General features: G+C 65.0%; 22 protein-coding genes. 11 read left to right on the top strand and 11 right to left on the bottom strand.

Annotated features, from left to right (window positions below):
* Positions 1-2: 2 nt before the first annotated feature.
* Positions 3-2,876 carry an RND family transporter gene (locus WAN71_RS25260; protein ID WP_422227946.1) on the bottom strand — a complete coding sequence of 958 codons (2,874 nt, stop codon included), beginning with the start codon at positions 2,874-2,876 and terminating at the stop codon, positions 3-5.
* Complete coding sequence (locus WAN71_RS25265) at positions 2,873-3,280, bottom strand: MmpS family transport accessory protein (RefSeq protein ID WP_422227947.1); 408 nt, start codon at positions 3,278-3,280, stop codon at positions 2,873-2,875. The genes WAN71_RS25260 and WAN71_RS25265 overlap by 4 nt, the downstream gene beginning before the upstream one ends.
* A gap of 176 nt (positions 3,281-3,456) precedes the next feature.
* Here WAN71_RS25265 and WAN71_RS25270 point away from each other — a divergent pair, with 176 nt between their 5' ends.
* Positions 3,457-3,780 (top strand): hypothetical protein, encoded by a 324-nt coding sequence (locus WAN71_RS25270; RefSeq protein ID WP_422227948.1) that lies wholly within the window; start codon positions 3,457-3,459, stop codon positions 3,778-3,780.
* A 277-nt stretch (positions 3,781-4,057) separates the two neighbouring features.
* Here the strand turns inward: WAN71_RS25270 and WAN71_RS25275 are convergent, their stop codons facing one another.
* On the bottom strand, positions 4,058-4,747 hold the full coding sequence (locus WAN71_RS25275) for an NADPH-dependent F420 reductase (RefSeq protein ID WP_422227949.1): 690 nt from the start codon (positions 4,745-4,747) through the stop codon (positions 4,058-4,060).
* A gap of 144 nt (positions 4,748-4,891) precedes the next feature.
* Here WAN71_RS25275 and WAN71_RS25280 point away from each other — a divergent pair, with 144 nt between their 5' ends.
* Both WAN71_RS25280 and arcA read left to right on the top strand, forming a co-directional pair.
* Positions 4,892-5,518 (top strand): TetR/AcrR family transcriptional regulator, encoded by a 627-nt coding sequence (locus WAN71_RS25280; protein WP_422227950.1) that lies wholly within the window; start codon positions 4,892-4,894, stop codon positions 5,516-5,518.
* Between the two features lie 79 nt (positions 5,519-5,597).
* Positions 5,598-6,806, top strand: coding sequence for an arginine deiminase (gene arcA, locus WAN71_RS25285; RefSeq protein ID WP_422227951.1), 1,209 nt, complete (start codon positions 5,598-5,600; stop codon positions 6,804-6,806).
* A gap of 354 nt (positions 6,807-7,160) precedes the next feature.
* On the opposite strand, the gene WAN71_RS25290 is transcribed toward arcA, so the two are convergent.
* On the bottom strand, positions 7,161-8,645 hold the full coding sequence (locus WAN71_RS25290) for a dolichyl-phosphate-mannose--protein mannosyltransferase (protein WP_422227966.1): 1,485 nt from the start codon (positions 8,643-8,645) through the stop codon (positions 7,161-7,163).
* 101 nt (positions 8,646-8,746) lie between these two features.
* Between WAN71_RS25290 and rsmI the strand changes: the two genes are divergently transcribed.
* Positions 8,747-9,583 (top strand): 16S rRNA (cytidine(1402)-2'-O)-methyltransferase, encoded by an 837-nt coding sequence (gene rsmI / locus WAN71_RS25295; RefSeq protein ID WP_422227952.1) that lies wholly within the window; start codon positions 8,747-8,749, stop codon positions 9,581-9,583.
* On the opposite strand, the gene WAN71_RS25300 is transcribed toward rsmI, so the two are convergent.
* From WAN71_RS25300 to WAN71_RS25315, 4 genes are all read right to left on the bottom strand, one after another.
* Entirely contained in the window at positions 9,539-10,801 is a 1,263-nt protein-coding gene (locus WAN71_RS25300) for an aminodeoxychorismate synthase component I (RefSeq protein WP_422227953.1), read from the bottom strand. The two genes, rsmI and WAN71_RS25300, sit on opposite strands and share 45 nt — an antisense overlap.
* Positions 10,802-10,818: 17 nt before the next feature.
* The gene (locus tag WAN71_RS25305; protein ID WP_422227954.1) at positions 10,819-11,721 is read right to left on the bottom strand and encodes an RNA polymerase sigma-70 factor; all 903 of its coding nucleotides are present in this window, start codon (positions 11,719-11,721) and stop codon (positions 10,819-10,821) included.
* Positions 11,718-12,890 carry an NAD(P)/FAD-dependent oxidoreductase gene (locus WAN71_RS25310; RefSeq protein WP_422227955.1) on the bottom strand — a complete coding sequence of 391 codons (1,173 nt, stop codon included), beginning with the start codon at positions 12,888-12,890 and terminating at the stop codon, positions 11,718-11,720. Before WAN71_RS25310 ends, WAN71_RS25305 begins: the two co-directional genes overlap by 4 nt.
* 88 nt (positions 12,891-12,978) lie before the next feature.
* Positions 12,979-13,557, bottom strand: a complete 579-nt coding sequence (locus WAN71_RS25315) for a TetR/AcrR family transcriptional regulator (protein ID WP_422227956.1) — start codon at positions 13,555-13,557, stop codon at positions 12,979-12,981.
* A gap of 102 nt (positions 13,558-13,659) precedes the next feature.
* Between WAN71_RS25315 and WAN71_RS25320 the strand changes: the two genes are divergently transcribed.
* Genes WAN71_RS25320 through WAN71_RS25330 form a run of 3 tightly spaced genes read left to right on the top strand, consistent with a single transcriptional unit; the run spans position 13,660 to position 14,888 of the window.
* Positions 13,660-14,088, top strand: coding sequence for an ester cyclase (locus WAN71_RS25320; protein WP_422227957.1), 429 nt, complete (start codon positions 13,660-13,662; stop codon positions 14,086-14,088).
* A complete protein-coding gene (locus WAN71_RS25325) occupies positions 14,088-14,555 on the top strand; it encodes a DUF1772 domain-containing protein (RefSeq protein ID WP_422227958.1) in 468 nt (155 codons plus the stop codon). The genes WAN71_RS25320 and WAN71_RS25325 overlap by 1 nt, the downstream gene beginning before the upstream one ends.
* 15 nt (positions 14,556-14,570) lie before the next feature.
* Positions 14,571-14,888, top strand: coding sequence for an NIPSNAP family protein (locus WAN71_RS25330; protein ID WP_422227959.1), 318 nt, complete (start codon positions 14,571-14,573; stop codon positions 14,886-14,888).
* A 9-nt stretch (positions 14,889-14,897) separates the two neighbouring features.
* Here WAN71_RS25330 and WAN71_RS25335 read toward each other — a convergent pair whose 3' ends face one another.
* Both WAN71_RS25335 and WAN71_RS25340 read right to left on the bottom strand, forming a co-directional pair.
* Positions 14,898-15,437, bottom strand: coding sequence for a pyridoxamine 5'-phosphate oxidase family protein (locus WAN71_RS25335; protein WP_422227960.1), 540 nt, complete (start codon positions 15,435-15,437; stop codon positions 14,898-14,900).
* A gap of 44 nt (positions 15,438-15,481) precedes the next feature.
* Complete coding sequence (locus tag WAN71_RS25340) at positions 15,482-15,964, bottom strand: MarR family winged helix-turn-helix transcriptional regulator (protein WP_422227967.1); 483 nt, start codon at positions 15,962-15,964, stop codon at positions 15,482-15,484.
* Between the two features lie 37 nt (positions 15,965-16,001).
* Here WAN71_RS25340 and WAN71_RS25345 point away from each other — a divergent pair, with 37 nt between their 5' ends.
* From WAN71_RS25345 to WAN71_RS25360, 4 genes are all read left to right on the top strand, one after another.
* Positions 16,002-16,697 carry a class I SAM-dependent methyltransferase gene (locus WAN71_RS25345; RefSeq protein WP_422227961.1) on the top strand — a complete coding sequence of 232 codons (696 nt, stop codon included), beginning with the start codon at positions 16,002-16,004 and terminating at the stop codon, positions 16,695-16,697.
* Positions 16,698-16,708: 11 nt separating this feature from the next.
* On the top strand, positions 16,709-17,158 hold the full coding sequence (locus WAN71_RS25350) for a nitroreductase family deazaflavin-dependent oxidoreductase (RefSeq protein ID WP_422227962.1): 450 nt from the start codon (positions 16,709-16,711) through the stop codon (positions 17,156-17,158).
* A 7-nt stretch (positions 17,159-17,165) separates the two neighbouring features.
* Positions 17,166-17,534 carry a DoxX family protein gene (locus WAN71_RS25355; protein WP_422227963.1) on the top strand — a complete coding sequence of 123 codons (369 nt, stop codon included), beginning with the start codon at positions 17,166-17,168 and terminating at the stop codon, positions 17,532-17,534.
* Positions 17,535-17,679: 145 nt separating this feature from the next.
* Positions 17,680-18,324: a dihydrofolate reductase family protein gene (locus WAN71_RS25360; RefSeq protein ID WP_422227964.1), complete on the top strand. Its 645-nt coding sequence runs from the start codon at positions 17,680-17,682 to the stop codon at positions 18,322-18,324.
* Positions 18,325-18,393: 69 nt separating this feature from the next.
* On the opposite strand, the gene WAN71_RS25365 is transcribed toward WAN71_RS25360, so the two are convergent.
* Positions 18,394-19,343: methionine--tRNA ligase (locus WAN71_RS25365; protein WP_422227965.1), on the bottom strand; the 950-nt coding region annotated here is incomplete at its 5' end.

Genomic DNA, 19,343 nt, shown 5'->3' on the forward strand with positions numbered 1-19,343 from the left:
ATTCACACCATCGCCGGCCTTGAAATCGGCCCGGTGTTCGCGTCGGATACGGGCTCGGGACCGCCTCTCCTCACGATCTTGAAGGTGTTCAATGGCCACCAGAACCAGCGGCCGAGTGCGGCGGCGATCGAGGGGGTCATGAACGAGCGCACGATGAGCGTGTCGACCAGCAGGCCTATGCCGATGGTCATGCCCAGCTGGCCGACCACGCGCAGGTCGCTGACGATCATCGACATCATGGTGAACGCGAACACCAGGCCGGCGGCGGTGACCACGCGCCCGGTGGCGCCCATGCCGCGGATGATGCCGGTGTTGAGGCCGGCGTGGATCTCCTCCTTGAGCCGCGAGACCACCAGCAGGTTGTAGTCCGAACCCACGGCGAGCAGGATCACGACCGACAGGGGGATCACGACCCATTGCAAGCCGAGTCCCAGGATGTCCTGCCACAGCAGCACGGACAGTCCACATGCGGTGCCCAGCGAGGCGGCGACCGTGCTGACGATGACCAGGGCGGCTACCACACTGCGAGTGATCAGCAGCATGATCGCGAAGATCAGGATCATCGAGGCGATGCAGGCGATCAACAAGTCGACGGTGACGCCGGTCTGCATGTCGCTGTAGAGCGAGGCGGTACCGGCCAGTGAGACCTTCGCGTTCTCCAGCGGGGTGCCCTTCACGGCGTCGGCGACGGTTTCCTTGATCCCGGCGACGTGCTCGATGCCCGCCACCGAGGCCGGGTCACCCTGGTGGGTGATGATCAACCGGACGGCCTTGCCGTCAGCAGAGACGAACATCTTCAGGCCGCGTTCGAAGTCGGGGTTCTTGAACACCTCCGGCGGCAGGTAGAAGGAGTCGTCGTTTTTGGCTTCGTCGAAGTAATTACCCATAAGCGTCGAGCCCTGCGCCAGTTCCTGCTGGTGGGCCTGGATGCCGGCCATCGTGCTGTGCGTGGCCACCATGAAGTCGCGCATCGTCTTCATGGACTCGATGGTCGGCGGCAGCGTCGCCAGGATTTGGGGCATCAACTGGTCGAGATGATCGAGACTCCCCGTCATGACCTGCAATTGGTCGGCGAGCTCATCGATCCCGTCGAGGGTATCGAAGACCGAGCGAAGCGACCAACAACTCGGAATGTCGAAGCAGTGTTTTTCCCAGTAGAAGTAGCTGCGAATAGGTCGGAAGAAGTCGTCGAAGTCGGCGATGTGGTCCCGCAACTCGTTGGTAGTGTCCACGATGTCGTGCGTCTGGGCGACGATGTCATGGGTGGTGGCCGTGAGCTGCTTCATGATCGCGTACATGTGCTCCATGTTGGCGATGGTCTTGCCCAACTCGTCGGCCTGCTCGAGCATCTGCGCGGTGTTGTCGTTCTGAATCTTGGCCGTCTGCAGGGTGCCCGAGTTCTGCATGGCGATCTGGAACGGGATCGAACTGTGTTCGATCGGCGCCCCCAGCGGCCGGGTGATGGTCTGGACCCGCTCGATGCCATGCAAGTGGAACACGCTCTTGGCGACCCGGTCGATGACGAGCATGTCCGCCGGGTTGCGCAGGTCGTGATCGGCTTCCAGCATCAGCAACTCGGGATTCATCCGGGCTTGGGAGAAGTGCCGCTCGGCCGCCTTCATCGCGACGTTAGCGGGCATGTCGGTGGGCGTGAACTTCTCGTCGTTGTACTGCGGCACGTAGGTCAGCAGGCTGACGAAGCCGATGATCGCGATCACCAGCGTCACGACGATGATGGGCACGGGCCAGCGGACTACGGCCGTGCCGACCTTGCGCCAGCCCCGCGTCGAGAGCTCCCGCTTAGCATCGAGCAGACCGAACCGGGACCCCACGGCCAGGATCGCCGGCGCCAACGTCAACGCCGCAGCCACGATCACCAAAAGCGCGATAGCGCACGGCAAACCCATCGAATTGAAGTACGGCAACGTGCACATGGTCAGACACATACACGCACCCGCAACCGTCAACCCCGAACCCAGGATCACGTGCGACACGCCATGATAGGCCGTGTAGAACGCGACTTCCCGGTCCTGACCCGCCGACCGGGCTTCCTGATATCGGCCCAGCAGGAAGATCACGTAATCGGTTCCCGCGGCGATGGTCAGCATCGTGACCATGCTCACCGCATACGGCGTCAGACCGATGATGTTCAAGTTGCCCGCGGTGGCCGTGATGCCTTGCGCCGCAAAGAGTTCGATACCAACAATCACCAGCGCCAGAATCGCGGTCACGACCGAGCGGTAGACGATCAGCAGCATCACCAAGATGACGCCGATCGACACTACCGCCATCAGCTGGAGGCTCTTGTGCCCCGCGACGCTGACGTCGGCATTCAGCACGGTGTTGCCGGCCACGTAGGCCTTCACCCCCGGCGGCGAAGGCACTGAGGCGACGATGTTGCGCACGGCGGCCACCGACGTCTTGCTGGGGCCGGTGCCCTGAGCACCGACCAGGAAGACCTGCACATAGGCGGCCTTGCCGTCCGGACTCTGCGAGCCCGCAGCGGTCAGCGGGTCACTCCAGAAGTCCTGGACGTTCTCCACGTGCCCCCGGTCCGCGTGGAGCTTCGTGACGATCTGGTTGTAGAACACGTGCGCGCTGTCGCCGAGCTTGTCCTGCCCCTCCAGGACCACCATCGCCGTGGAATCCGAATCGAACTGCTTGAACACGTGACCGATGTTCATCATGCCGTGAAATGCCGGCGAGTTCTGCGGCGCCAGCGACACCGAATGCTTGTCCGCGACGGCGTCCAGAGACGGAGCCAGCAGGCCCAGGCCCACCGCGACCAGCACCCAGAACACGATGATGGGGATCGACAGGACGCGGATCAGCCGGGGGACGATCGGGCGGCGTGGCGCGGAGTGCGCGTTGCTCATACGGATTTCACCAGGCAGTAGATGAACGGTTGATATTCGTCGGCGCTGCGGTCATCGCGCACCTGGCCGTCGACGACGACGCGACACCGAAGGCCGTTGACTCCGCGAGCGCCCTGAGCGACAACGTTGGCCGACATCGACGGCAACGTCGTGACGATCGTGAAGGACCACGGCAACGCCGCAGCGTCGACGCGATGAGGCTGGCCGTTCTCGTCGAGGTAGTCGACGTTCACGCTGCCCCCCGAACCCGTGATCTCGTATGCGATGTGTTTCGGGTTGAACGGCTTCGTATTGTCACCATTGCCTGCGTCGGCCGACGCCGATTCGTGCGCGCCGATCGTGTCGCGGATTCGGACGACCGCGTATGCACCGAGCGCGACCACGACGACCAGAAGCAACGGCATCCACACCTTCTTGAACACTCGGAACAACGCGTGCCTCCTGCCCTTCCAGTCATCCGCCCGCCATGGGGTCGTCGAATGTCGACGTCCGTGCACAGCCCGACTCGAGCCCGCACGGCAGGACCTCCCAACTACGCGGAACCCGAGTTCCGTCTGAGCGGTAAGGAGATCTGTACCTCATGGTCGACCAGGTCTGCTCGCCGGCGCTTGACCGAAACCACGAAACACCCGAATATCTTCTAGATAAAGATTGCCGTGCAGTAGTTTTCGGCCCGCCGATACCGGCACGCTTGATGAAGATGCCGCTGAGTGCGGGCGTCACCTCGATGCGGATTAACGGCATCATCGCCGCCGCCTGGGCGCGTCGATCAGACTTCACGGACGACCGACCCAGCCTGGGGGCCGTTCGGAACCGCACAGCCCATTGCGCTATTGGCGATCGCCTCCAGAACTGGAAGCGCCTCGGAGACCGCCTCCCGGTAGCTGGAATAGCCTTCACCTAAACTCCTTTCGCTAACCAATCAGTAACGCGCCGTCACAGTCGGTCCATCGCCCGAGACATCCGCGCCGCCTCGAAATAGGCGAGCTGACGGCGCGGTTGGTGTGGCCGGGGCTGTGTCAGTGCGATGAGGATGCGGCCCAGTCCGCCCATCAGGGCTGTGTCCAGCCACCGGCGGCGGGTCGACGCGACTGGTCTGGCCGCTGCCGTGCTAAATGCAACTTGGCTCTCGGTAATCAGGACGGGTGCGTGCTTCCGTAGCGAGCAGCTAGGCGCGGGTGTCACGTGCGACATGGCAGTTCCCTGGTGAATGGCCCCGTATCGAGGGTCGTCCGCATACCCTGTGGGCTGAAGAGTCCCAAGAGGCCGGGGAATAGCACTCCGCCGGGATCAATGGGCGCCGAGTGGGCCAGCGTGCCGACTCGGATCGGCGCGAAGCCGGTTTGGGTGATGATTTCGGCGGTGATCCAGGCGGTATCGTTGTCGTCGGCCGCGTAGCCGATACCCCATCGACCGGGTTCCCGGCGACCTCGCAGCCACAGCGTTTCGGCGAGCTGGTGTGAGAAAGCGCGTGCCACCGATGATTTCGGGAACAGCTCAGCGGTTACCGTCCCAGAGGTTTTGCCGCCGAGATCCTTGATGGTCATCACACCGTCGTCGTGCCAGAGGAACGGATTCGAAGGGTCGATGACGACGGCGCCGGCCAACCGATCGCGATAAACCTCGGCGAACAGCGCAACGGCCGCATTCGGGATCGCCAGGATCGCCACTTCCGCCCCATCGATTGCTTCCTCAATCGTGCCGACCGGGTAGTCGATGTCTTCCCGCTGGTAGGCGGGCGGAGTGAAGGCGTCAGGGCGTCGCGCTCCAATGATGACCTTGTTTCCGGCCAGGATCAGGTGACCGGCCAACGCCGACCCGATCAATCCAGCGCCGACTATCGCGATCCGGTGCTGCAGTCCCAGTGGCATCTCCGCACTCCTGCCTGACAAAAAACGAAAAATGTCAGCAGTCAGTATGAGCGTATCAAGTACGACATGTCAACCTGTGCCACTACGTAAGACGGGCCGCGAAGATAACACCAGACGATTGACGTATCGAGTAATATGGCGCTTATGCCGCGACGATCGGCCAGTCAGCTAGCCGCACCTACGAGCACAGACGACGCGCGCGAGCGCATCCTGGCCGCCGCTGAACGCTGCATTGATCGCCACGGGATCCGCAAGACCACGATGGACGACGTTGCCTGTGAGGTTGGGTTGTCGCGGCCCAGCGTCTACCGCTATTTCGCTGACCGCGACGATCTGCTCATCGAGCTGATCACACGGCACGCGCGGGCCTTGCTCGTCCGGGCGCGCAAATCGGTCTCCCGGCAGAGCAGCCTTCCGGATCAGATCGTCGAGACTGTCCTCTACACCGCCGAACACGCCCGCCGGGACCCCCTGACACGGCACTGCATCGACCCCGATGGCACGAGCCTCGGCCGACGAATGAACGCTTCGGGAACGACGGAGATAATCAGAGCCGAGATGTGGGATCCCGTTCTCGACGCGGCCGTGGCGAACAATGAACTGCCACCTGGGCTGCCGCGGTCGGACATCCACTTGTGGCTGGGCAACGTCTCGGTGATGGTGATGCGCGGCCTTGAGGATGGTGACGGCGACGTCAGGCGCTACCGGTCGATACTGCGTCGCTTCGTGGTCCCTGCCTTCGTCAGCTCAAAAGCGCCAGTCGGCGTGTAATCACCGCCGCTTGGACTACAACGCAGAATCATCTACCTAAACCGTACTTGAGGTGACGGTTCGGGTTACCGTGCTAAGTGTGAGTAGTACCGAGCTGGGGGTCAACTCGGAAGTGGGCGCGCTAAGGGTGGCTATCCTGCACCGACCGGGCGCCGAACTGCGCCGACTCACGCCACGCAACAGCGATGATCTGCTGTTCGACGGATTGCCATGGGTCGCAAGGGCGCAGGAAGAACACGATTCGTTCGCCGAGTTGCTCAGCTCCCGTGGCGTCGAGGTGCTGCTGCTGTCCAACCTCTTGATGGAAGCTCTCGGCAGTGGCGCTGCCAGGATGCAGGGTATCGCCGCATCAGTGGACGCCCAACGCCTCGGAATGCCTCTGGCACAAGAGCTCTCGGCCCATCTGCGAGGCCTTGACCCGACCACGTTAGCGGATGTGCTGATGGCCGGCATGACGTTCGCCGAGCTGCCGTCAGATGCCCGCGCGGACAACTCGCTGGTGCACCGGATGCATCACGACAGCGACTACGCCATCGAGCCGCTGCCGAACCTGGTGTTCACCCGCGACTCGTCGATCTGGGTCGGACCCCGGATCGTCATCCCGTCGTTGGCGCTGCCGGCGCGGGCACGCGAGGCGTCGTTGACCGACCTAATCTATGCCCACCATCCGCGATTCACCGGTGTGCGCCGGGCCTACGAATCACGCACCGCGCCCGTAGAAGGCGGCGACGTGTTGTTGCTGGCACCGGGTGTCATCGCGGTCGGAGTGGGTGAGCGGACCACTCCGGCGGGTGCGGAAGCCTTGGCGCGCAGCATGTTCGACGATGATCTGGCCAGCACGGTACTGGCCGTGCCGCTGGCCAAGGAACGAGCGCAGATGCATCTCGACACCGTGTGCACGATGGTCGACACTGACGCGGTGGTGATGTACGCCAATGTCGTCGATACGTTGTCCGCCTTCACGATTGCGTGCACACCTGATGGTGTGAAGATCTCCGACGAAGCGCCGTTCGTCGAAGCCGCGGCCACCGCGATGGGTATCGACAAGTTACGCGTCATCGACACCGGGCTGGATCCCGTTGTCGCCGAACGGGAACAATGGGACGACGGCAACAACACGTTGGCGCTGGCGCCCGGTGTCGTCGTCGCCTATGAGCGCAATACGCGGACCAATGCTCGTCTTGCGGACGCCGGGATCGAGGTGCTGACGATCGCCGTATCCGAGCTGGGCACCGGTCGCGGCGGCCCGCGGTGTATGTCCTGTCCCGCCGCTCGCGACCCGTTGTAGTCGCGCGCGTTAGATCAACGACACGCCCACAGCAGGACACCAAACCATAACGATCCGGCAACCGATTTGCCGTTGCGACGCGGAGCCTGCCAGTGTGGTGGTTGTGACTATTGATGTTGACGACCTCGTCCGCTTCATCGAGCGAACACAGATGGGCAAGCGACCCCACCGGTGCACGCGGGGCCACTGGCTGCTGCCGGGACACATGATCGTCGGAAGCATGCCGTGTTCCTGCGGTCGGCACACCACATGGGAATGCGAATGCAGCGACGTCATCTACGAGCCGGCACTCACGCAGTCATGCACCTTGCTCAACGGTCGAGGCGGGGGACTCTAGACTCCGGACGCGAAGCCCTAACGCCAACTGGGCAGCCAGATCTCCATATTCCAGGTGGCCTGTGAAATCGGCTGACCGGTGAACACCGGAAACAGCCACGCGAAATTCGTCAAAACCAGTGCGACATAACAGGACACCGCGATCAGCCCGAGGGTGCGACGTTCGGCGTTCTGACCCGGTTTGTAGAGGATGTCGCCGAGGATCAGTGCGATCGCCATAGCCAGAAACGGCGCCATGGTGGCCGCGTAGAAGAAGTACATCTGCCGGTCGATGTCGCCGAACCACGGCAGCCAACCGGCGCAGTAGCCGACCAGCACCGCGGCGTAACGCCAGTCGCGGCGCACGATCGTCCGCCAGCAGGCGTAGCCGAGGACGGGCACCGAAAGCCACCACATCGCCGGTGTCCCGACCAGCATCACCGCCTTGACGCACGACTGCGCGCCGCAGCCCGGGACGTTCTGCTGGTCGATCGCGTAGAGCACCGGTCGCAGCGACATCGGCCACGCCCACGGTTTGGATTCCCAGGGATGGTAGTTGCCCGCTGAATTCGTCAGGCCGGCATGGAAGTCGTATGCCTTGGCGGTGTAATGCCACAGTGATCGGATGGCATCGGGTAACGGGAAATCCGTGTGCGGTCCGATCGATTGGCCGACCTCATGTCGATCGATTGCGGTCTCGGAGGCGAACCAGGGCGCGTAGCTGGCCAGGTACACCGCGAACGGGATGAGCAGGAAAGCGTAAGCGGTAGGGACAAGGTCGCGGCGGATGACGCCCAGCCACGGGCGCAGCACCTGGTATTGGCGGCGTGCCGCAACGTCGAACGCCAACGACATCAACCCGAAGAACACCACGAAGTACAGCCCGGACCACTTTGTCGCACAAGCCAAACCGAGTAGCACGCCAGCGCCGAACCGCCACCAACGCACACCCAGCCGCGGCCCCCACACCGTCTCGTTGCTGCGGCCCTCGGTCAGCGCCACATGCATGCGCTCGCGCACCTGGTCCCGGTCAACGATCAGCGCGCCGAACGCCGCGACCACGAAGAAAGCCAGGAAGCCGTCGAGCAGTGCCGTGCGCGCCACGACAAAGCTGACCCCGTCGCCGATCAGCAGCAGTCCGGCGATTGCGCCGACCAACGTCGAGCGGCTGATCCGTCGTACGATCCGCACGACCAGGGCCACTAGCACAATGCCGAGTACTGCGCCGGTGAACCGCCAGCCCAGTCCGTTGTAGCCGAAGAGGGCCTCACCGATGGCGATCAGTTGCTTGCCGACGGGTGGATGAACGACCAGACCGTATCCGGGGTTGTCCTCCACGCCGTGGTTGTGCAGCATCTGCCATGCCTGCGGCGCGTAATGCTTCTCGTCGAAAATCGGTGTGCCGGCATCGGTCGGCGAACCGAGGTTCACCGTCCGGGTCACCGCGGCAAGAGCAGTGATCACGGCGGTCACGACCCAGCCCTCTAGCCGGTCCACGGGCCCGAAGTCGGGCACCGGCATCATCGGCCCGGGGCTGATAACGGGTACTGCCCGCGCTGAAGCGACCGTGGCGACCAGTTCATCGGGCGGGGCGGCTGTCACGCGACCGATCGTAGGCTGTGCCCATGAGCGCTGGTCGACTGTTGCTGGGCGCGACGCCGTTAGGCCAGCCGTCCGATGCCTCACCGCGGCTGATCGCTGCCCTGTCGTCGGCTGATGTCGTGGCCGCCGAGGACACCCGCCGGGTGCGGACGCTGGCCAAGGCGCTCGATGTCCGGATCGGCGGCAATATCGTCAGCTTCTTCGATCACGTCGAAGCGTCCCGGGTGCCTGAGCTGGTCGACGCGATCAGAGCGGGCGCCACGGTGCTGGTGGTCAGCGACGCCGGGATGCCGCTGATCAACGACCCAGGCCACCGCCTGGTGCTGGCGTGCCTGGACGCCGGTCTGCCGGTCCGGTGTCTGCCCGGCCCGTCGGCGGTGACCACCGCGCTGGCGGTATCGGGACTGCCGTCGGACAGGTTCTGCTTCGAGGGGTTCGCGCCGCGGAAGCATTCGGCGCGAAGTGCTTGGCTGGCATCGCTGGCCAAAGAGCAGCGCACGGTGGTGTTCTTCGAATCACCGCGCCGGCTATCTGCATGTCTGCGTGACGCGGTCCAACAGCTCGGTGGGGATCGCCGGGCGGCGGTGTGCCGAGAGCTGACCAAGGTGCACGAGGAAGTGGTCCGTGGATCGCTGGCCGAACTGGCGACGTGGGCGGCCGACGGCGTGCTGGGCGAGATCACCGTCGTGCTGGCCGGTGCCATCCCGCGCGCTGACCTGCCGGCGCTGGTGGTTGAGGTGAGCGCTTTGGTCGATGCGGGGATGGGCGTCAAAGACGCCTGCGCGCAAGTGATTGCCGCTACGCCTGGAGCACCGTCACGGCGTGAGCTCTACGACGCGGTGCTGCGATCGCGCCGCTGAGGCGGCGCCCGCCCCGAGGATGGACGCCGCCTTGTGCAGGCATTCGTCCCATTCGGCGTCGGCGTCGGAGTCGGCGGTGATTCCGCCGCCGGACCCCAGCACCGCGTTGCCGGCCGTGTCGAATTCCACGGTGCGGATTGCGACGTTGAGCTCGCAGCCAGCTACCGGCGACGCCAAACCGACTGTGCCGCAATATACTCCACGTCTGGACGGCTCCCACTGTGAAATCAGTTGTCGGGCACGAAGTTTCGGAGTGCCAGTAACTGAGGCCGGCGGGAATGCGGCGTCGAGCAACGCGGACGTCGGCAGCTCGACCGGCATCAGCGCCGAGACCGACGACACCAGGTGCCACACACCCGGCGCGGGCCGCACCACCAGCAGCTCCGGCACGGTGACCGATCCGGTGAAGGCGACGCGACCCAGGTCGTTGCGGACCAGGTCGACGATCATGATGTTCTCAGCGACATCCTTGACCGAGGCCCTCAGCGCCGACGGCGGAGCGTCCAGCGGCAGCGTGCCCTTGATCGGGCTCGACGTGACGACCTCACCACGACGGCGCAAAAACAACTCCGGCGACAGCGAGGCCACCGCCCCCCACGGTCCAGCGACAAACGCGGCCCGCGCCGGGCCGGTGCGCGCAACACCGTCGACGAAGAAGTCCAGCGGTTCGCCGGTGATCGCGCCGGCGAACTGGGTGCACACGCAGGCCTGGTAGACCTCGCCGGCGCGGATCGCCTCCAGGCAAGCCAGCACCCCGCTGCGATGCGCCCGACGGTCGGCCGCGTCCCAGTCGATGCGGTACGGCCGCGCCGGCACCGGCGCCGTCAGGGCCTCCAACAGCCAAGCCGGCATGGGGGCACCGGACAGGCTCTCGTACCACCACTGCCGGTCGCGGTCGCAGCGCAATACGCAGTCCGTCCAGCCGCCTGCGGCTTGGGGTATTCGCGCAGGCCGTCCGTCGGCGCCGGAATCGGGGTAAGACAGGTAGCCGATCCAGCCACCGCCGACCGCTGTGCTGTCTGCACCCGGTCGCACGGCGAACGCCTCGGCGGCATCGACGGGTCGCACCGACACACTCGGCGCGATCACCGCCAGCGCATCGAACCAGTCACCGGTCAGCGCAGCCGGCGGCGGCAGATCCAGCCGGTTGGTGGCGTCGCCGATGGCGCGGAGCACCTCGGGTGCGCCGCCAAGATCGCCGAGCCGGTCGATTCTCACCCCACCAGCTTGGCAGTTCAGCCCCGGCTGATCTCGTGTGGGGTTGTCAGCCTCGTCAGCTTGTCGGGATTGCGCGTCGCGTAGAAGTTGGTGATTATGCCGTCGATGATCTCGATGGTGAACACGCCCTCCAGAAGGTCGGCGCGGTAAAGCAAGACGGCCGGCGCGGAGTTGCACATCGCCATTTCCACGCGAACATCGGGAATTTGGCCGGCCCGGCCCACCAGCCCGACGACCGTGCGAGCGACCTTTTCGGCGCCGACCACCGGTCGGCGCGCCGCGCTGGCTTTACCGCCGCTGTCGGCGGTCCACACCACGTCGGGTGCCAGCATTGCCATAACGGTTGCTACGTCGCCGGTTGACGCCGCGGCCATGAATTGTGCCGTGATGCGCGCGTTGTGCTCCGGGTCCACCGGGGTGAAGCGCCTGCGCCGGGCGTGCACGTGTTCGCGGGCCCGATGGGCGACTTGGCGCACCGCCGCTACGGATTTGCCCACTGCGGAGGCGATTTCGTCGTAATCGAAGCCGAACACCTCTCGCAGCACGAACACCGCGCGTTCGTCGGGGCCCAATGTCTCCAGCAGCACCAGCATCGCCATCGAAACCGATTCGGCCAGTACGACATCGGCCGACGGGTCCTGCTTCTCGAGCAGCAGCGGCTCGGGCAGCCACGGGCCGACGTAGTCCTCCCGACGCCGAGCGCCGGCGCGCAGTGCATTGAGCGCCTGACGCGTGACCAGCTGGGCCAGGTAGGACTTGGTGTCTAGCACCGTTGACAGGTCTACCTGCGCCCAGCGCAGATAGCTGTCCTGTAACACGTCGTCGGATTCGGTTGCCGAGCCGAGGATTTCGTAGGTGATGGTGAACAGCAACGGCCGCAGCAGCATAAACCGCTCGGCATGTTCGTCGGACGTGGTCACGGCACTGTGACCGCGTCGTTCGCCGGCTGTTCGGGCCGCTTGCCGCCCTTGAGCCAGAAGTACGACCCGGGTTTGGCGGCCTCGCGGCGAATCGACCACACCGTCGCCTTGCAGATTGCCTCTTTGATCGACGCGGTGATCCGGCCACCGAGGACGGCGTTGACCGGGGTGTCGTCGGTGCGGGCGAGTTGCAGGGTGCCATACGTGCGGCCCAGGCTGATGCACTGTCCGACGAACGCCTGGCTCAGCGCCGCCGGTTGGGTGCCGGCGATGCGACTCAGCACCGTGTTGGCGGCCTGTACTCCGAGCGGCCCGGCCGCCTGGCAGCTCATCCGCAGCGGCTGGCCGGACGGCGCCGCCGCGTCTCCGGCCGCCACGATGCGTGGGTCGTCCACGCTGGTCAGCGTTTCGTCGGTGAGCAACCGGCCCAGCGGGTCGGTGCTCAGCCCGCTGCGGGCGGCCAGCTCCGGCACGCCGAAGCCCGCCGTCCACACCGTCAGCGCGCTTGGCAGAAGCGCGCCGTCGGCCAGCACCACCGCATCGGAGCGGACCTCGCGGACCACGGCGGTCTCGAGCACGTCGACACCCAGGCGGCGCAGCCACTTCGCCACCGAGCGCCGGCCCGGCCGGCTCAGCGACGGCCCCAGCACGCCACCGCAGACCAAGGTCACCCGGCGGTGCCCGGCCAACTCGGATGCCGTTTCGATGCCGGTCAAGCCGGCGCCGATCACCACGACAGGCGCGTCGGGATGCAGCTCGTCCAGCGCTGCGCGCAGTCTTTCGGCATGCTCGAATTCAGCGACGGGATAGGCGAATTCGACTGCGCCGGGCACCGCCGCCGGCACCGCACCGGTGCTGCCGACCGCGTAGATCAGGTAGTCGTAGTCCAATACGAAGGAAGAAGCCAGCTCGATCTGGCGGTCGGCGGTGTTGATCCGCTCGGCGTCGTCGACGACTAGCCGGATGCCCTCGCCGAGCAGGCTACCGTAGTCGACGGCGGCGGTGCCGCTGCCTGCGGCCAACTGATGCAATCGGATTCGCTCGACGAAGATCGGACGTGGATTCACCAAGGTGATGTCGACGTCCGCACGCAGCCGCAGGTGGTTAGCGGCCAGCGTCCCGGCGTATCCGCCGCCGATCACGACGATGTGAGTGCGCTGGTCGGTCATTGCTGTCTCCTGTTCTTACGGGGTGTTCTGCCCTTGAGACACCGCCCAGCTCGCGGATGTGACAGCGTTTTGGCGGCTGTGACCAGGCTCACGTCGCCTGCGAAAACGCGGACAGCAGCAGATCCACCCGCGCGGCTTGATATTCCGGACGTAACCGGCCGCCGCGGTCCAGGGTGACCAACCCGTGCAGCGCCGCCCAGAGCACCTCGGTGAGCGTGTCGGCATCCCGAGTGCCTGCGACCATGCCGACCGCCGCCCACAGCTCGGCGAAGGCCGCGTTCAACTCAACCGGGGTCTCCGGGGCGGCGAAGTGCAGTGTCGTGGCGCGGGTGAACATCGCGTCAAACAAGGCGGGATTGTCGTGGGCAAACCGGATGAACGCGTGGGTGACTCGCGTTAAAGCGTCCCGGCCGTCGGTCGCACCGCTGCGCGCCCAAGACAGCGCATCGGCGAGCTCGCCGAATCCCTGCAGGGCGACGGAGGCGACGACTCCCTCCATGCTCGAGAAGTGCTTGTACAACACCGGCTGGCTGTACTCGATCTCGGTGGAAAGCCGGCGGGTGGTGACGGCGTCCCAACCCTCCTGCTCGGCAAGCTTGCGTGCCGTGGTGGTGATGAGCTGGCGTCGCGCGGCCCGGTCCCGGGCCCGACGGTCTTCGATGGCCATGGCGTCATGTTAGCGTCGATACAAAAACTAGCAATGCTATTGACACGATCAATGCCAAGGGTTAGCGTTGCTAACACCTACTACTGGAGGGAAGTCTGCGACATGACCACAAGTGCACAGGGCCTCGCCGAAACCTTCGTGACGATGCTCAACGAACGCGACCCGGATCTGGTCGACCGCTTCGTGGCCCGCGATTACATCAATCACAACGTCTTCGTCGGCGACGGACGCGAAGCCAATCGCCGCTTTTGGGGCGCGTTCTTCAGCGCCCTGCCCGATCTGACCGCGACGATGGAGGATCTCGTGATCGGCGGCGACCGGGTGGTGGGCCGTTTCACCTATCGGGGAACCCACACGGGCGAATTCCTCGGGATTCCCGCGACCGGCCGCGACGTCGAGATGCGATCGATCGACATATGGCGTGTGCAGGACGGCATGTTCGCCGAGCACTGGGACGAGCTGAACACCCTGGAGCTGCTGCAACAGATGGGTGCGCTGCCACAACCGGACCGGGCGGGTAGCGAGCGGTGATGGAGCTCGCGCGGCTGTGCGCATTGATCGCGGTGTTGGGCACCGCCGTGGTCTATGGCACCGACGTGTTCTGCGCGATGGTGCAACGGCCCGCCTTGAACCACGTCGATGACCAAGTCCTGGTCGCGGTGATGGGCAACGTGCACCGCTACGGCGACCGGCGGATGCCGGTGCCGGGGGTGCTCGGGCTAGTCGCCGCGGCGATCAGCGTCGCACTCGCCGCAGCGTCCGGCCGCTGGGCTGAAGCCGGTGCTGCGGGTGTCGGCGTCGGCCTGCTTATCGTCTGGTTGGTGCTCTATCTGCGAGTGAGCGCGCCGATCAATCGTCAACTCATTGCCGCGGCTGACCTCGCCCACCCGGCGCTGGATGCGCGTGCGCTGCAACGCAACTGGGACAGAGTCATCACCGCCCGAGCCACGCTACAGGGCCTTGCAGTCGCGGCATTATGCAGCGCGCTGGTCGTCTGAGGAGTGACGTCAATAATGTTCCAACTCAGGATCTACACGCTACGTACCGAGGATGCGCTCGACCGGTATGCGAGTGTCCACTGGGCCCGTCACATTTCAAGTCTCGACACATTCGGGGTGACCACCTACGGCGTCTGGACAGAACGAGCTAACGAGGAAAACCGGCTGTTCGCGCTCATCTCATACGCGGACGGTGCAAACCCCGAGGAGCTCACAAGCGAATATCTGGCCAGCGCAGAGTTCAAAGCGGACATGAAAGGCTTTGACCCCCAAGACATGCTCGACGTCGAGACAATCCTGCTGGATGCGACCGCGGCGTCACCCATGCGTTGAGGACGACCGTCATCCAGGCGGTCGCACGTCGAATCGTGTGGCGCCGTAGGGCTCGGAAGTGCCCAGTGCGAAAACCGTTGCCGGGACAACTCGATAAGCATGCCACGGCGAAGGGCCCGCCGATGGCGCGCTGTATTCGGCGGTCAGCGCCTCGCCGTCGACCACGGCCGGCCAGCCTCCGTCACGATATGCGGCGGCCACGGTGTGCAGCTCATCAGCGGCGGTGACTCGCTGGCCTGTCCCTTCGATGACGAGATCGAACGGGCCGGTGGCGATGCTCACCACGCATCGGGAGTCGCGAACGAGGTTGCGCGATTTGCGGGTTCGAGGTCCGGAGGTGAAGTACCAGGTGGCATCGACCTTGGCGATGCCCACCGGCATTACGTGTGGGCTGCCGTCGGGGTTGATCGTCGTCAGCCACGCGGTGTGCCGGTTGGGACCGCCGGTGTCGGGCGCCTGGGTGAGGTCGCTCGTCAAGACCTTGTGTACGCGCGACCATTCGATCGGCGGTGCGCCGTAGCCGTCGAGATTCTGTGATGTGATCGTCATGCGGGTATAGACCGTTGCCGGGGCAGAAACTCAGCGCTCGCGGCCTATGTGTCGGTGTCGACGTCGTCAGACAAAATGCAAGGCGCGGGGCCGTTGGTTTGCCGCGACCCAACAACGTAGAGAAGCCGTTTGAATTCACTCTGCTCGCTGGGCCGCAGGTCGGCCAACATCCTGTCGTCGGCTGCGCGCACGGCGGTTTCGGCGCGCTTGAGAAGTGCCCTGCCCTTGGCGGTCAGCTGGGCTGGGCGCGCGCGCCCGGACGATGCGGCCGCCGGCCTTGCGACCAGGCCCAGCTCTTGCAGCCCGCCCAACATCTGATCCATCGCCTGCGGTGACACGTTGGTTTCGCGGGCAAGCTCGGCGCTGGAGCGCCCGGGTGACATGGACAGGATCCGCATGCAGACGAACTGCGGCAGTCCCAGACCCAGCGTGCGCAGCTCCGCGCTCACCTGCGGCCGCAGCAGGCCCATCGCGCGCTGGAGCAGATGGCCCAGTGTCAGATCGTCATAGTCATTCATATCAACCATATTGACATATACCAAGTAGCTTGATATACCGATTGTCATGACTGAACCCTTGGATATGGACTCCGTTTTCGAATCGGCCTACCGCCGTGAATTCACTCAGCTCGGGGTGGGGGTGCGGGCGCCCTGGAGCATCGGCGAACCACAACCCGAGCTGGCCGCGCTGATCGAGGCCGGCAAGTTCCACGGCGAGGTGCTCGACGTGGGATGCGGGGAAGCCGCCATTTCGCTGTACCTCGCCGAGCGGGGTTACATCACGGTGGGCCTGGACCTTTCACCCACCGCCATCGACTTGGCCCGGCTTGAGGCGCAGCAGCGAGGCCTGACCACCGCGAGCTTCGAGGTCGCCGACATCAGCGCATTCACCGGCTACGACGGCCGCTTCGACACCATTGTCGACAGCACGCTGTTTCACTCCATCCCGGTGGATGCCCGCGACGGATACCAACGCTCCATCGTTCGCGCCGCCGCGCCGGGCGCGTCGTACTTCGTGCTGGTCTTCGACAAGGCGGCGATGCCCAACGGTCCGGCTAATGCGGTCACTGCCGACGAGTTGCGTGCTGTCGTGTCGAAGTACTGGGTCATCGACGAGATCACGCCCGCGCGTCTGTACGCCAACGCCCCCGAAGGGGGTTCCGCGGATTTGTCCACCTTGATGGGCGCCGAATTTCGCGCCGAGCCCGACGGCCGCGTGTCGGTCGCCGGCTGGCTGCTGTCGGCACACCTGGGCGCGTAGCGAGGTATGTGATGCCTGACCCGAAGCCCCCGCGGTGGCTGAAGCCGGCCAACAAGGTCATGATCGCGTTGCAAAAGCTCGGTATCCCAACGGGTCCGCCGATGGTGTTGACGGTGCCCGGCCGCAAGACCGGTCAACCCCGCAGCACACCGATGACGCCGTTCACCGTCGACGGGCAGCTCTACACCGTCGCCGGGTACCCGGGTGCCGATTGGGAGCGCAACGCCCGCGCTGCCGGCGCGGGAACGCTGAGCCACGGCCGCAAGAACCGGCCGGTCACGATCGTCGAGCTGTCTGCCGACCAAGCCCGCCCGGTACTGCGCGCTGTTCCATCCGAGGTGCCGATCGCCGTCGGCTTCCTCAAGCGTGCCGGGCTGGTGCGCCAGGGCACGCCCGAGGAAGTCGAGGCGCTCGCCGGACGCATCGCAGTATTCCGATTCGACCCGCTACCAACCAGCTGAGGAACCCATGCACACCGCCTACCTTGTCGTGACACTGGTCGCGATCGCCTTCAACGGGTTTTCCGGAGTGAGCGCCCTGCTGCACTTCGCACCGATCATTCCCGGCATGGAAGCCGCGGGGGTGCCCTTGTCGTGGCTGACGTTTCCAATCGGCACCCTCAAAACGCTCGGCACGCTGGGTCTTATTGTCGGCCTGTGGATTCCGGCCATGGGCCTTGCCGCGGCGGCCGGACTCGTCATCTTCTTCGTGTGCGCGATGTACACCCACGTGCTGGCCCACGACATCTCCCCGCAGTTCGGGCTCGCCGCATTCCTGCTGGCCCTCAATGGCGCCACCTTCGCGCTGACCGTCATCACCCATCCGGCCATCCTGTAGCCGTCGCTTGCGGACCACGACGGTGGAGCTGGAAAACGACCCAAGTAGGGTGTCGGCCCTGCCTGGCTCGATGAGTTCGGCGGGTAGCGGCAGTCCATCCTTGTGTCGGTCATGCCAAGTTCCGCTCAGATAAGGAGACCTAGCCATGTCACGTGTGCGCGTTCACAATTTTTCCGTTTCTCTCGATGGCTTCGGCACGGGAACCGGACAAAGTCTGGATGCGCCCTTCGGCCATGCTGGGAACCGACTGATGGACTGGTTCTCGGCAACGCGGACCTTTCGCGCGATGCATGGCGAACGCGGCGGAGGCGCGGGTATCGACGATGCGGTGGCCAGCAACTGGGGGCCTGGCATTGGCGCGGAGATCATGGGCCGCAACAAGTTCGGTCCCCAGCGTGGGCCATGGGCCGACGAAGAATGGAAAGGTTGGTGGGGGGCCAACCCGCCATTTCACACGCCGGCGTTCGTGCTCACCCATCACCCCAGACCTTCGATAGAGATGGAGGGCGGTACGACGTTCCACTTCATCGACGCTAGTCCCGCCGAAGCACTTGAACAGGCGCGAGAGGCGGCCGGTGGCCTCGACATCCGGATCGGCGGGGGTCCGTCGACGGTCCGGCAGTTTCTGGCCGCGGACCTGATCGACCACCTGCACATCGCGGTAGTGCCCATAATTCTGGGGCGCGGCGAACCGCTTTGGACCGAACTGGAGGGCCTCGAGGGCAGGTTCCAGGTCGAGGCGGTGAGCACCCCCAACGGCGTCACGCACTTCACTTTCACCCGCCGATAGCCGCAGCCCTGCCTCTAGCCTCCAAATCGCCGGCGCACCAGCGTAATTCCTTCGTGCGAGCAGCGCGGCTCATTCGGCTTGGTAGCGCGGGAACACACCGGCCGGCGGAGGCAAGACCGTGCCGGGCGCCAACCGCTCACCGACCGCGGCAAACGTTCGCCGATCTGCCGGCTGGGCGAGCAAATCCAGTAGTTTGCCCGCCGACTCGGGCATCACCGGCTGGATCAACAACGCCGCGATCCGCACCACTTCGCACGTCGTGTAGAGCACGGTGGTGAAGCGGGCCTGGTCTGCTTGCGATTCGCTCTTGCGCAGCACCCACGGTTGCTGCGCTGAAAAGTACCGGTTCGCGGCGCCGAGCATCAGCCAAATCGCCTCTAGCGCCAAATGCATCGCCTGCGAGTCGAAATCGGCGCGTACTCGGTCGAGCAGGCCATCGGCGGCGGCCAGCAATTCGGCGTCCTCGGGGGTGAAATCGCCGGGCGTCGGGACAGTCCCGTCAAGGTTCTTGGCGACCATCGACAATGATCGTTGGGCGAGGTTGCCCAATTCGTTGGCCAAGTCCGTATTGATCCGGGTGATGATCGCTTCTTCGCTATAACTGCCGTCTTGGCCGAAGGGCACTTCGCGCAGGAAGAAGTAGCGCACCTGGTCGACGCCGAATTCGTCGATGAGAGCGACGGGATCGACCACGTTGCCCACCGATTTGCTCATCTTCTCGCCGCTGTTGAGCACGAAGCCGTGCGCGAAAACCCTTGTCGGGAGCTCGATTCCGGCGGACATGAGAAATGCCGGCCAGTAAACGGCGTGGAATCTGATGATGTCCTTGCCGATCATGTGCAAGTCGGCAGGCCAGTAGCGGTGGAACATCTCGGATTCGGTGTCGGGGTAGCCGACCCCGGTCAGATAGTTGGTCAGCGCGTCGACCCAGACGTACATGACGTGTTCCGGATGCTCGGGCACCTTCACGCCCCAGTCGAACGACGTGCGGGAGATCGAGAGGTCGTTCAACCCCCCGG

Origin of the sequence: Mycobacterium sp., assembly GCF_049280035.1 — a bacterium.
Classification (GTDB): domain Bacteria; phylum Actinomycetota; class Actinomycetes; order Mycobacteriales; family Mycobacteriaceae; genus Mycobacterium.